We start from the raw sequence: 13,883 nt of genomic DNA, 5'->3' as shown, positions 1-13,883 counted from the left end.
TTGACTTTTATGCAAATCAGGACTAAAATGAAAGCGTTTTACTGAATGTTGTGAAAATAAGGAAGATTGGAGGAAAGGACATTGTACAGATCGAGAAATTTTTATTTGCGAGTCAAGGGGGACTTAGCTCTTTTTACAAATCCGGCTACTAAGGGAGGTGGAGAGAGGTCAAGCTACGCTATACCAACTCGTCAGGCCTTGCAAGGAATTGTTGATTCTGTTTACTATAAGCCGACTATACGAAATGTCGTAACTGAAGTTAAAGTAGTCAATCAAATTCAAACAGAGTTACATGGTGTTAGGGCATTACTTGCTAACTATGAGGCGGATTTAAGCTATGTTTCTTATCTCAGCGATGTGGAATATTTGGTTAAATTTTATTTTACCTGGAATGAAAATCGCCCTGATTTGGTTAATGATCGTTTACCCAATAAGCATGAGGCTATTATGGCACGCTCCATAAAAAAAGGGGGGCGTCGTAATGTTTTTTTGGGTACGAGTGAGTGCTTAGGGTTAGTCGATGAAGTTAGCCAAGAAGAATACGAACACGCAGAAACATACTATGCTAATCAAACGATTGACTTTGGTATCATGTTTCATTCGTTTGCTTATCCAACGGATAAAACGCAGCCATTACGTTCTTACTTTACCAAGACAGTTATGGAAGAAGGTATAATACGTTTCAAAGAACAAGAAGAATGCGAGATTATGAACACACTGTCTAGTTATGCATTTAAGGCAGCAGGACAAGTCAAACCAGTCGATGAAGAATTCACTCTTTATCAAGCGGATAAAGCTAGAGAAGAAGGAGGGCGCTGATGAACTTTTTAACCTCACTGTGGAAGACCTATGAATCGGCAGAAACGGATGGGTGGGTTGATAATACTCAAAAGTCTAGAACAATTCTTTTACCGATTTATCACGATAGCAAGCGCTCAAATGGGAAAAATATTATTTCTGTTCAATTAAATAAAACAGGACAACTGATGAAGGCAACCATATTGGCTGATGGAGATGTGATTATCTTTCCGGTTACCTTTAAATCTGTAGCTAGATCTAGTAATACAGATCCACATCCATTAGTTGATGAAATGAAATATCTAACTCCCACTATAAATCAATTGTATAATGATAAGTATAATTCTCAACTAGCCAATTGGATTGAATTTACAGATAATCCGGAAATAAAACGATTTCTAAAAACTATTCAATCTTATTTGAGTAAAGAAAATTTCGAGGATGAGATTTTTAAGTCTATTTATGGAAAAAACTATGAACGAGAGGGTTTGAAGGTTAAAATTGGTAAGAAATCAATAGACTTCAAAAATTGTTATATTGAATTTCGAATAGCTGATTTTATTAGTTCAAAGACAGTTTCTGTAACGAATTATTTGGAATTGCATCAAGATTATATCCGATATGTCAATGCCTACCATGAGAAAAATATAATATGTAACATCAGTGGAGAGAAGAGCGCTCCTTTAAGCACTTCTGACCATCGTTATTTTATTAGTAATTTAAAGCTTATTTCAGGGAGTGATAGTACAGCGAAAGAGAACTATTTGGGACGTTTCACAAATCCAAATGATGTTATAAGAATAGGATATGATACTTCAGAGAAAATTCATCTTATGGCTAAATTCCTCTTGGAAAACGATGATACTCATACGAGTCTAGGAACAGGTCAGCATCTCATCAACTGGTTTAGCGATGATTTAACTAATCAAAGCCAGCTAAAACTGACCGAACCTCAGGAGGTGGCTGGTGTTTTTGATGAAGATTGGGATATTTCTTTTGATGAAGATAATCTAGAAAATCGTCTAAAGTTTATAGTCGGTCAAACAAACAGAAGTATTAACCAGTCATTTATTCATGGGCCAAAACAGTTTAGTGACGCGTCAACTTATTATGTTGCCATTATAAAACAAAAGTCAAAAGGGCGTGTTGCTCTTGAATACTTTCGTCATTTACAGGGTTCAGACCTTTTGAAAAATCTTGATAAATGGCAGAGCCAGTATTCTTGGGAAGTCAGAAAAAAAGATGGTATTGATTTCCAAAAAACACCAAGTTTTAATGAGGTTATTTTGGCCGCCTATGGTGTTGAGCGTGAAGAGCGCAAGGGCCAGGAACGTGAGATAGTCTTGAAATTAGATAATGATAGCTTCAAAAGTGATTTATACCAACAGTTGGTGACAGCATTGATTGATGGAAAACAAATCCCTAGTAGTATTGTCAAGAAGTTAGAAAACAACATCAAACAGCGTCGAAGGTATCCGAACCAATGGTATCAAGTACAAAACGTTAGCTTAGCGATTTTACATAAACAATATGGAAAGGAATTTACACCAATGTTAGACCATCAAGAAACAGATCGTTCTTATCTATTTGGACGTCTACTTGCTATTTATGAGTTGATTGAAGAACTATATAACAAATCTAAAGATCCCGATAAAGAGAATCGGAATCAGAGAATTACTAATGCTGAACGTTATTGGTCCGCATATACTACCCAACCTGCAACGCTAATGACAGTTTTAGATAGTAAAGTTCGCTATTGTATTAACTATTTACAGGTTAATGAAATAGGTTATTGGAGAAAATTGGAGAATGAACTAAAGGAAATTATTCAACTCTTATCACCTATTATGGAGGATAAAAGTATCAATCAACCGTTAGACTATAAATTTATCTTTGGCTACTATGCTGAAAAGCAATTTTATTAGACTAAACAAACTAAAGAAAACGAGGAATAAGATATGCTAGAACACAAAATTGATTTTATGGTGACCGTTGAAGTGAGAGAAGCTAATGCAAATGGAGATCCCTTATCAGGGAATATGCCAAGAACAGATGCTAAGGGTTATGGTTTGATGAGTGATGTTTCGATTAAGCGTAAAATCAGAAACCGTATGCAAGACATGGGACATGAAATCTTTGTCCAATCTAGGGATAGGGTTGATGATAATATTTATTCATTAAAAAACCGTCTAGAGGCCAAAAACTTTTTCGAGACTGCTAAGAAAGGTAAAAAGGAGAAAAAATCTGTTGAAAATTTTTTAAACCAAATAAATACGGAGTGGCTTGATGTACGTAGCTTCGGACAAGTATTTGCTTTTGACGGTTATTCTGCTGCAAATGTTCGAGGACCTGTATCTATTTCTTGGGCGAAAAGTTTAGAAACGGTTGTATCTCAAAGTGTGCAAATTACCAAGAGTACAAATAGTGAATTGGATAGCAAAACTGAGTTAGAATCTAGCACTATGGGAATGAAACATTTTGTGGATTATGGAGTCTATGTGATTAAAGGATCAATTAATGCTTATTTTGCTGAAAAAACCGGATTTTCTGATGAAGATGCTGAGGTGATTAGAGAAGCGCTCGTTAGTCTTTTTGAAAACGATGCATCATCGGCTCGTCCTGAAGGGTCAATGCGTGTGCGTGAGGTCTTTTGGTTTATGCATAGCAGTAAGTTAGGGAATGTATCTAGTGCGCGTATTTTTGATTTGTTAGAATCCGATAAAGAAAAGCAGGACAAAGATAGCTATGAAGACTATGCTATCCATCTCAACCAAGAAAAACTGACAGACTATGAAGCTAAAGGATTGAAAGTTGATATTTTAGAAGGACTTTAATATGGTCTATTCAGAAAATGATTATCTGATGTTATCGGGAATTCAGCACTTCCAATTTTGTAAAAGGCAATGGGGATTGATCCATATTGAGCAGCAATGGGCTGACAATGAAGCAACAGCCCATGGGCAGATTTTGCACCAAAAGGCAGATAATCCCTATATTAAGGAAAAACGAAAAGATGTTATCACTTCACGAGCTATGCATGTCTCATCAAAAATGCTTGGTCTTTATGGCATTCTTGATGTTGTGGAATTTCATAAAAATGACAATGGTATTGTTCTAAATGGCAAACGAGGGAAGTGGCTACCCTGTGTTGTTGAATATAAACGGGGGAAACCTAAAAGAGATACTCGCGATATTGTTCAATTGGTAGCGCAGACTATTTGCCTTGAGGAAACTTTTGGGTGTCAGATTGAGACTGGCTGTCTTTACTACCACAGCGTGAATCAAAAGAAGATAATTGAAATCACTGAAGAATTGCGCCAAAAAGTTTTTGATTTAGCTGAACAAATGCATTATTATTATGATAATAAAATCATAGATAAGGCAGAGTATTTTAAAAATTGCCCTTTGTGCTCTTTAGTGGATATTTGTAAACCACGTCTAAGTAAGAAGTCTCGCAATGTGGACAATTACATTAAACAGTCTTTAGCAAGTGAGGATAGTTTATGAAAAAATTGCTAAATACTTTATATCTCACGCAAGATAACTTTTATTTAACGCGTGAGCGGGATAATATTGTTGTCAAACAGGAGGGAAAGGTTGTTAGTCGTTTTCCTTATCGGATTATTGATGGCATTGTTTGCTTTTCATACTTAGGTGCCTCACCATCTTTGATCGAACTTTGTGCAAAAAATCAAATTAACCTTTCTTTTCATACACCTCAAGGTCGTTTTTGCGGTCGTTTTGTAGGTCCGACCAATGGCAACGTTTTGCTCAGACGTGAGCATTATCGCTTAGCGGATCATGATCTTTCGACGGAATACGCTAAGCGCTTCATCTTAGCGAAGGTGTCTAATTCCAGAAAATATTTACTTCGTTTTAAGCGTGATCACCGTGATAAGATTGACACTCAATTATTTGAAGATATCAATACAGAATTGACTTGGGCTTTGGAGCAAATTCAATCTGCACCTGACAAGGAAACTTTGTTGGGAATTGAAGGCCAAGCAGCCAATCAGTACTTCAGGGCATTCAATGAATTAATTCTAACGGATAAAGAAACTTTTAAATTTAACGGCCGGACACGAAGACCACCACGGGATTGCGTCAATGCTCTGATGTCATTTGGATATAGTTTGCTGACTTACGAATGCCAATCGGCTTTAGAAGCAGTTGGATTGGATAGTTATGTTGGATTTTACCATACAGATAGGCCGGGTCGTACTAGTCTAGCTCTGGACTTGGTGGAAGAATTTCGTTCTTATATTGTTGATAGATTTGTTTTTTCGCTGATAAACAAAGGGCAATTAAATAAAAAGCATTTGGACATCAAGGAAAATGGCAGTGTTATTCTAACAGAAAAAGGCCGTGCTATTTTTATTGAAGCATGGCAGAAGCGTAAGCATACAGAAGTTGAACATCCTTTCACTAAGGAAAAAGTCAAGTTAATGCTCTTGCCTTATGTTCAAGCTCAGCTATTGACTAAAGCAATTCGTGGGGAATTGGAATCCTATCCGCCATTCTTAATTTAGGAGTCAGTTTATGATGGTTTTAGTGACTTATGATGTGAATACAGAGACTGCTGCAGGCAGGAAACGTCTCCGTCACGTTGCGAAGCTCTGTGTCGATTATGGTCAGCGCGTGCAACATTCAGTCTTTGAATGTTCTGTGACACCGGCTGAATTTGTCGAAATAAAAAATAAACTGTTGACAATCATTGACCAAGAATCAGATAGCATACGATTTTATCTTCTTGGCAAGAATTGGCAAAACCGTGTAGAAACCCTTGGGCGAAACGACAGTTATGACCCTGATGCGGGGATATTACTTTTATAAAACTTGAGTGCGAACCTAGGTTGCACATCAAAACCTAGGGCACTCGCGCACAAAAATACAGAACTGAGTGGCAAAAAGTGTTTTTTACTGATAGAATACTATCAGTGACTAATAACATTTAGCCACAAACGGTGCAACTACGCGCTGTCGCACCCCACACGGGTGCGTGGATTGAAATTGCTATGGTAATGGTCATCAGGCCAAGAGTAACGCCCGTCGCACCCCACACGGGTGCGTGGATTGAAATTATCTTGGTGGAGCAGCATCAAAACCCATCTGGGGTCGCACCCCACACGGGTGCGTGGATTGAAATTTGCCTGCCCTCTCACTTCTCAGGCAAGAACAAAGTCGCACCCCACACGGGTGCGTGGATTGAAATCACTGTATCAGCTAATGTGAGTCAGTTGAAATCGTCGCACCCCACACGGGTGCGTGGATTGAAATAATTAAAAGTGTTAAATATCGTACGAGAAGCTGCTGTCGCACCCCACACGGGTGCGTGGATTGAAATCGCCCTTTGGGATCTCTAAGTGTCGTTTTAGGGAAAGAGGTCGCACCCCACACGGGTGCGTGGATTGAAATCGCCTGTCGAAAATGGTGGGTTGGCAATGATGAGTCGCACCCCACACGGGTGCGTGGATTGAAATATCAATGAATTTACAGCATCTAAAAATTCCGGCGTCGCACCCCACACGGGTGCGTGGATTGAAATAATTAAAAGTGTTAAATATCGTACGAGAAGCTGCTGTCGCACCCCACACGGGTGCGTGGATTGAAATTAGCTCATGCTCAATCTTTCTATTTCGAACCATTGGTAGTCGCACCCCACACGGGTGCGTGGATTGAAATAATGCCTTCATGCTTCCCATACACCGTTGTTTTTGTCGCACCCCACACGGGTGCGTGGATTGAAATCAAGTAATACATTGCAGAGGCTTTACGGCGCTTTCGTCGCACCCCACACGGGTGCGTGGATTGAAATATCGGGACCTGTCCTCCTCGGCCTCGCCGACGATGGTCGCACCCCACACGGGTGCGTGGATTGAAATTCTTTTAGTCAGACCAGTTATCCGCTTAATATCGTCGCACCCCACACGGGTGCGTGGATTGAAATCGCAGTCGTAATCCGTCATCACCCCTCCGTTTTTGGTCGCACCCCACACGGGTGCGTGGATTGAAATTGTTGGTATTATCACTAATAACCCTTTTAACCAAGTCGCACCCCACACGGGTGCGTGGATTGAAATGATTGAGTAACTTCTATGCGGCCATCGTCAAGCCGTCGCACCCCACACGGGTGCGTGGATTGAAATAGATACTAGATCTTTGACTAGCTTCCATGATCTGTCGCACCCCACACGGGTGCGTGGATTGAAATATTCCTTTGTCACCGTCTTTAGCCATCTTGTCATGTCGCACCCCACACGGGTGCGTGGATTGAAATATCGTTTCTTTCTGGGGCATATGCTTTACCGTCTTGTCGCACCCCACACGGGTGCGTGGATTGAAATACTTAAAAAAATTATCTGTCAAAATCTAACCGATCGTCGCACCCCACACGGGTGCGTGGATTGAAATAGGTTGTGCAGTCAACCGCCCTACTAAACTACTGCGTCGCACCCCACACGGGTGCGTGGATTGAAATTTTTCTGACAGACATATTGTGCTTGTCAATTAGGTCGCACCCCACACGGGTGCGTGGATTGAAATATCCTTGCCATAACCTAAAACTAAGGCTGTGTTTGTCGCACCCCACACGGGTGCGTGGATTGAAATATGGGATTTGAAGCTATAGCCAACACATTTATTTTGTCGCACCCCACACGGGTGCGTGGATTGAAATCCTGAATATAATGGCTTGTAGTCAACTTCCAGTTCGTCGCACCCCACACGGGTGCGTGGATTGAAATAGCTAGTGCTTGACTTGTATTGCCGCCAAATCGTGTCGCACCCCACACGGGTGCGTGGATTGAAATGCTATCCACTGGCTTATTGATCGCATGTTGAAATTGTCGCACCCCACACGGGTGCGTGGATTGAAATATGGTAAGCGATTCCCAAACAACAAGTAAACTACAAGTCGCACCCCACACGGGTGCGTGGATTGAAATAATCATTATTGTATGGTGTGCCTTTGGAAGCTAAGTCGCACCCCACACGGGTGCGTGGATTGAAATTTGGTTTTGTTGGCAAATTTATTAGTTGTCTTAGGTCGCACCCCACACGGGTGCGTGGATTGAAATTCTTTTTTGCATGATGTTTTTTTATTTGCGGAAGGTCGCACCCCACACGGGTGCGTGGATTGAAATATGCTGATTTACAAACAAGGCAGGCAATCCTGCGTCGCACCCCACACGGGTGCGTGAATTGAAATTTCTGTTTTTCGCTGTTTACTATAGGGAGTATATCGGCTCATTGTCGACTTATAGTGGGTGACCAAAGAGTTTGTAAGCACCAGACTTATCCATGGTGGTGACCTTAGCCTGCATTCTGACTTTGAGCAGATACTTGAGGAAATAGTTATAGATAGTAGTTTGAGACCTGCTTTCTAGGATGGTGATAATGCTATTAGTATGGAAATCCTGAGCGATAAAAGCTAGCTGCCCTTTGCTCCTTGAAGTGGAATTTATTTCAGGTAGGATATCTGAGAACTCGTCAAAACCTTCTTTGAATTGGGATCAAGCTCTCGGTAGACGGTTTATGTTGAGATACGTAGTCTACAAACGTTGTCTGTTAGGGTGACGTCATTCGTTAGGAGCTCAGCTACCTTGACTTTGGTCTCTGAAACCACGACTCATTGATAGGGTTAACACTGGAAACGTCTCTTAAGAAGGGTGGTCAGCCTGCTTGCTTGCACTTCAATGTAGGAATGGTGCTGAAGAGCGTAGATGATTTTGATGCTTTGATCTTTAATTCCAAGCAATTCTGTAGTGAGATAGAGTTGTTCCATATGAGCTTTTCTAATGTGAGTTTTATCGCTGTTCATTATAAGTATCATATGGAACTTTTTCATACTCAAAAAGTTCCGTAATTCTTGCGGTGGGATTTACCCATTATAGAAATTATAGAGCCTTTATTACTTATTACTGGGCTTGTTTTTATTATCCTCAAAACGGCGATGACTGATTTTTTTTTTCTTACAAAACTGTAAGAAATTAGAGAGCGATTGTAAGGTTCAAGGGGGAAATTTTCGGTAAACTAAAGATGGTTAAAGATAAAGAAGCACCGTTAGGTCAATTCAGCTTTCAGCTGATTGGTTCTTAGGTTATAATAAATAGAAAAGAGGATACCACATGCTGTTAGAAATTAATCATCTCAAGAAAATTTTCCGCACGCGCTTCTCCAAGGAAGAGACCCATGCGCTGCAGGATGTTGATTTTAAGATTGACAATGGCGAATTTATCGCCATTATGGGGGAGTCGGGCTCTGGCAAGACTACCCTGCTCAATATTCTGGCGACCTTAGAAAAGCCAACGGAAGGTTCAGTTATGCTCAATGGTCAGGATATTACCAAAATCAAGGAGAGCCAGCTGGCTAGTTTTCGTCTCAAGAATCTAGGATTCGTCTTTCAGGAGTTCAACCTGCTGGATACCTTGTCTGTAAGGGACAATATCTTTTTGCCTCTGGTCTTGGATCGCAAGCCCTATCAGGAAATGAATCGCCGTTTAAATGAACTGGCTCCTTTACTCAAGATCCAAGACTTATTGGACAAGCGCCCTTTTGAGCTATCTGGTGGGCAAAAGCAAAGGGTAGCAGTGGCCAGAAGTCTGATGGCCAATCCGCAGGTTCTGCTGGCTGATGAACCGACCGCAGCTCTGGATTACCGCAACTCTGAAGACTTGCTCAACCTATTTGAAACCATTAATTTAGATGGTCAGACCTTACTTATGGTAACCCACTCAGCCAATGCCGCAGGTCACGCTAAACGTGTGCTCTTTATTAAGGATGGCCGAATTTTCCATCAGCTCTACCGTGGTGATAAGACTAACAAGGATTTCAGCAAGGAAATCTCGCTAACCATGTCAGCCCTGTTAGGAGGTGAGTAGGATGTTCTATCTTAAAATGGCTGTCCGCAATCTCAAAAATTCTATAAGTCAGTACGGTCCCTTTATGTTGGCAAGCCTTCTGCTCTTTTCCTTGCTGTGTTCGTCATGGCTGATTCTGCTCAGTCCTATGGGGAAAGGAATGAGCACCGGGGCTACCACCTTGGTCTTAGGCATTTTTGTCCTGACCATCTTTTCTCTTATCATGGAGCGCTACAGCTACAAGATCTTACTTAAGCAGCGCAGCCGTGAATTCGGACTCTACAATATGTTGGGGATGAATAAAGCCCAAGTTGGACTGATAGCGACGCTGGAATTGGGAATGATCTTTTTAGGGTTAATCCTTCTAGGCTCGGTCTTCAGTGCGGTCTTCTCTAAATTTCTCTATCTCATCTTTGTCAATATTATCAACTATGACAAGCTTAATTTAAAGCTGACTATCCTGCCCTTTATTCTGACGATTATTATTTTTGCAGGGATCTTTCTGGTCTTGGAGTTAACAGCCCTCTGGCATATTAGAAAGTCCTCTCCTTTAAACCTCTTCAGTAAGCAGGAGCAGGGAGAAAAAGAACCTAGAGGCAATATTATCTTGGCGGCAGCTGGGCTGCTGTCACTGGGTTGGGCTTATTATCTGGCTTTAACATCTACCAATTCTGCGGCTCTCACGGTACTGTATCGCTTCTTTATTGCCGTCTTGTTGGTTATCGTTGGGACCTATCTTTTTTACATCAGCTTTATGACCTGGTACCTCAAGCACCGCCGTAAAGATAAGGACTATTATTACCAGCCCGAGCACTTTGTTACCACCTCGCAGATGATCTTTCGCATGAAGCAAAATGCGACAGGTCTAGCCAGTATTACCTTGTTGGCAGTCATGGCTCTGGTTACCATCGGCACGACAGTATCCCTCTACAGCAATACTCAAAATGTAGCCAGCGAGGTTTATCCAAAATCTGCCAAAATTACCTACTACACTAAGGATGGTGAAGGACGGCAGCGTCTGCAGGCTGATGTCCTAGATAAGCTGGACAAATCGGATAAGGATCTTATGGACTACACCACGAGTACAATTTTTATGCCCCTAAGCACTCAAAAATCTATGCGGGTAACCGATAAGGATGTCCTAAAAGATGTTAGCCAACAGGGGTTTGTCTATATCCTGACACAGGAGGATTTCCGAAAACTAGGCAATGACCTCCCCCACCTCAAAAAGAAGCAGGCAGCCTTCTTTATCCAAAAGGGTAACAGTCGGCTAAAAAACCTCGATTTATTAGGACGGCACTATGATATCGTCAAGAACTTTAAAGATGTCCAGATGCCAGACCTTGCTAATACCTATAATCCAGGCCTTCTGGTCGTCGCTGATCGTCAAGAGGCTAAAGCTATAGTAGCAGCTTACAAACCTTATTTATCTAAGATGACAATGCTCAGTGAAACGTATACGGCCTACTTGGATCTGTCTGATAAGGAAATAAAAAAAGTTGCACCAAATGGTATTGCTATCGGCCAGAGTAAAGATGCGGGCCGTCTGGACACGCGCCAAGCTTATCTGGCAGAAGGGTATAAGCTCTTTGGTGGGCTGCTCTTCACCGGTGTCCTTTTAGGCAGCAGCTTTATTTTAGGATTGGCTCTGATTATCTATTACAAACAGTATTCTGAAGGGCATGAAGACAAGAAGTCCTATCGTATCTTGCAAGAAGTCGGTATGAGTGAAGGGCAGGTAAAAAAGACCATCAATTCACAAATTATCCTCGTCTTCTTTATGCCTTTAGCCTTTGCTGCCTTGCACTTTGTGATGGCTATTCCCATGCTCAAGCAGCTGCTTCTAGCTTTCGGTGTAACCAGATCCAATCTGGTCTACCTTGTCAGTCTTATAACGGTTGCGCTTATCGCCTTGATTTACTTTATCATTTATCGCCTGACCAGCCGCACCTATTATCGTCTGATTGAACGCTGAAGAGCAAGAGGTTATTAAGATTAAAATTTCAAGAACCTAGATCGATCTTTTCGTCTCAGGTTCTTTTATGTTAAAATAAACTGAATGCACTTGTAATCCTGCGAAAAAAATCCGCCTTCTTATAATCTTGGCCCTTCTTCGTCGAACGTATTAGTTTTGGGGAGGGCCAAAGAACTTTGTATTCCGTGAAAAAGCTAGTATGACAAATGTTATAGCCTTTACACACTCATCTTTCAGAAAGGAAATTTATGACTCAGCCGCAAGAGAAAATCTATCTGGTTGAAGATGATCAGACCATTGTCTCGCTGCTTAGCCAGCACCTGTCTGATCGCTATCAGGTAGCCAGTGTCCGCAATTTTCGTGATGTCCGCCGGGAAGCTGAAGATTTTAAACCGGATCTTATCTTAATGGATATTACATTGCCTTATTTCAATGGCTTTTATTGGACAACAGAGATTCGCAAGTCTATGACTGTTCCTATTATTTTTATATCATCCAGTGATGATGAGATGGACATGGTCATGGCGCTCAATATGGGCGGTGACGATTTTATTGCTAAACCTTTTTCACTGCCTCTTTTGGATGCTAAAATTTCCGCCTTCCTGCGCCGGGCTCAGCAGTTTACAGCTGATGTTCTGCATATAGGCAATTTTAGCCTAACACGTGACGGTCTTTTGTCTAATGGTGACAGGCAGGTTACCTTATCGCCGACAGAGAATAAAATTTTAGCAATTTTACTGTCTCACAAAGATCAGGTGGTCTCCAAGGAAGAGCTGCTGGAAAAGCTCTGGGAAAACGAGAGTTTTATTGATCAAAATACCTTGAGTGTTAATATGACCCGCTTGCGCAAGAAGATAAGCCCTTTGGATTTTAATCATATTCATACGGTGAGAGGAATAGGGTATTTACTCAAATGATTAGGAAGTTCATCAAAGAATACGGCCTCTGGTATCTGATTTATGGACTTACGGCTGGTTTGTTCTGCCTGACCTTTTGGCTCTATCATTTGCCTTTGGAGTATTTTATCAATAGTCTAGCTTTAAATATCGTTATTTTGTTAGGGTTCAGCCTCTGGCTTTATGTCCGTTTTTATAGTAAGCTAAAACAACTAAATATTACTACAATTAATTTTGAGCCAGCGGATTTTAAAAGATGGCAGTCCCCTAGCGATCGAGCCTATCAGGCGATTATCGCTAATTTAAAGGCCAAAGAGGCTGAGCTCCTATTGGAGGCGGTGCAAGAACGCGACCGTTTGGAAGCTATGATAAAAATGTGGTCCCACCAGATGAAAGTTCCTATTTCTGCCTTATCGCTCATGGCTCAAACCCAGCAGCTGGATAAAAACGAGGTCGAGCAGCAGCTTCAACGGCTGCAGAACTATCTCAATACCTTGCTGGCCTACCTTAAATTCAGTCAGCATAATGATGACTTTCGCTTTGAGCTTATCTCGGTACGTGAGTTGGCTGTCGACCTTATCAAGACCTATCGCACCCTCTGCCTTGCTAAAAATCTATCAGTGTCTATTGATGGGGACTGGCGGGTTAAGACAGATAAAAAATGGCTGACCTTTGCTCTAGCCCAGATACTGGACAATGCTATTAAATACTCTCATGAAAATAGCCAAATCACCCTTACAATGACCGACCAAAGCGTGACCGTCAGTGACCAAGGTATGGGCATTCTGCCGGAGGATCTGCCTAGACTTTTTGAAGAAGGCTTTACGGGTTACAATGGTCATGAGCACCAGAAGGCCACTGGATTTGGTCTTTACATGACCAAACAGATATTGGACAGCCTAGGACTGACGATTGCCATCAGCAGCCAAGTCGGCCAAGGTACCAGTGTTCGAATTACAAAAGCATAATCTTTATCACAAAAAACAAAGCCGCGCTTGCTCGTTATTCAATCGCGGTTTTTATATGACTTAGAGAATAAAGAGAGTGGGACAGGAATCAATAATTCGTGATAAAATCACGATTTTGATTTTCCTCGCTCTCTTATCTTAAGGCTTAGGCCTCTGCCACTTTCCTGTTTTTAGGTGGCAGGCTTTGGCAGTCTATCCCCAGACTGCCAAACTCCATCGGAGCATTTTGCCACTTGCCTTGCAAGCTTTATTTCTCAATTAAAAAGAGAGTGGGACAAAAATCGGTAAATCGTCATTTTATGACGATTTCGATTTTGTGGTCCCACCTCCGCACAGTTGATTAGGATGGCCGCTATCACTTGCAAGGCAAGGGATAAGGACCTCCAAT

Annotated in this window: 10 protein-coding genes and 1 CRISPR repeat array; all 10 genes read left to right on the top strand. The window is 41.5% G+C overall.

What is annotated here, in order from left to right:
* The first annotated feature begins 81 nt into the window (after window positions 1-81).
* The 10 genes from cas5c to ACVR1G_RS01920 all read left to right on the top strand — a co-directional run bounded on the left by cas5c (window position 82) and on the right by ACVR1G_RS01920 (window position 13,495).
* Window positions 82-819: a type I-C CRISPR-associated protein Cas5c gene (gene cas5c / locus ACVR1G_RS01965; protein WP_447451542.1), complete on the top strand. Its 738-nt coding sequence runs from the start codon at window positions 82-84 to the stop codon at window positions 817-819.
* Window positions 819-2,723: a type I-C CRISPR-associated protein Cas8c/Csd1 gene (gene cas8c / locus ACVR1G_RS01960; RefSeq protein ID WP_447451541.1), complete on the top strand. Its 1,905-nt coding sequence runs from the start codon at window positions 819-821 to the stop codon at window positions 2,721-2,723. The genes cas5c and cas8c overlap by 1 nt, the downstream gene beginning before the upstream one ends.
* 33 nt (window positions 2,724-2,756) lie before the next feature.
* The gene (gene cas7c / locus ACVR1G_RS01955; RefSeq protein WP_447451540.1) at window positions 2,757-3,632 is read left to right on the top strand and encodes a type I-C CRISPR-associated protein Cas7/Csd2; all 876 of its coding nucleotides are present in this window, start codon (window positions 2,757-2,759) and stop codon (window positions 3,630-3,632) included.
* Window position 3,633: 1 nt separating this feature from the next.
* Entirely contained in the window at window positions 3,634-4,305 is a 672-nt protein-coding gene (gene cas4, locus ACVR1G_RS01950; protein ID WP_447451539.1) for a CRISPR-associated protein Cas4, read from the top strand.
* Window positions 4,302-5,327 carry a type I-C CRISPR-associated endonuclease Cas1c gene (cas1c, locus tag ACVR1G_RS01945; RefSeq protein WP_447451538.1) on the top strand — a complete coding sequence of 342 codons (1,026 nt, stop codon included), beginning with the start codon at window positions 4,302-4,304 and terminating at the stop codon, window positions 5,325-5,327. Before cas4 ends, cas1c begins: the two co-directional genes overlap by 4 nt.
* Window positions 5,328-5,337: 10 nt before the next feature.
* On the top strand, window positions 5,338-5,631 hold the full coding sequence (gene cas2 / locus ACVR1G_RS01940; RefSeq protein ID WP_165209893.1) for a CRISPR-associated endonuclease Cas2: 294 nt from the start codon (window positions 5,338-5,340) through the stop codon (window positions 5,629-5,631).
* A 146-nt stretch (window positions 5,632-5,777) separates the two neighbouring features.
* A CRISPR array of direct repeats spans window positions 5,778-8,005; the repeat unit is 32 nt; unit sequence GTCGCACCCCACACGGGTGCGTGGATTGAAAT.
* 919 nt (window positions 8,006-8,924) lie between these two features.
* Window positions 8,925-9,677: an ABC transporter ATP-binding protein gene (locus ACVR1G_RS01935; RefSeq protein WP_447451537.1), complete on the top strand. Its 753-nt coding sequence runs from the start codon at window positions 8,925-8,927 to the stop codon at window positions 9,675-9,677.
* Window position 9,678: 1 nt separating this feature from the next.
* Complete coding sequence (locus tag ACVR1G_RS01930; RefSeq protein ID WP_447451536.1) at window positions 9,679-11,631, top strand: ABC transporter permease; 1,953 nt, start codon at window positions 9,679-9,681, stop codon at window positions 11,629-11,631.
* A gap of 248 nt (window positions 11,632-11,879) precedes the next feature.
* Window positions 11,880-12,548, top strand: a complete 669-nt coding sequence (locus ACVR1G_RS01925) for a response regulator transcription factor (protein WP_447451535.1) — start codon at window positions 11,880-11,882, stop codon at window positions 12,546-12,548.
* Entirely contained in the window at window positions 12,545-13,495 is a 951-nt protein-coding gene (locus ACVR1G_RS01920) for a sensor histidine kinase (RefSeq protein WP_447451534.1), read from the top strand. The genes ACVR1G_RS01925 and ACVR1G_RS01920 overlap by 4 nt, the downstream gene beginning before the upstream one ends.
* The last annotated feature ends 388 nt before the right edge of the window (window positions 13,496-13,883 follow it).

It is taken from the genome of Streptococcus dentasini (assembly GCF_053206945.1).
This window is presented reverse-complemented; position numbering and strand designations above follow the sequence as displayed.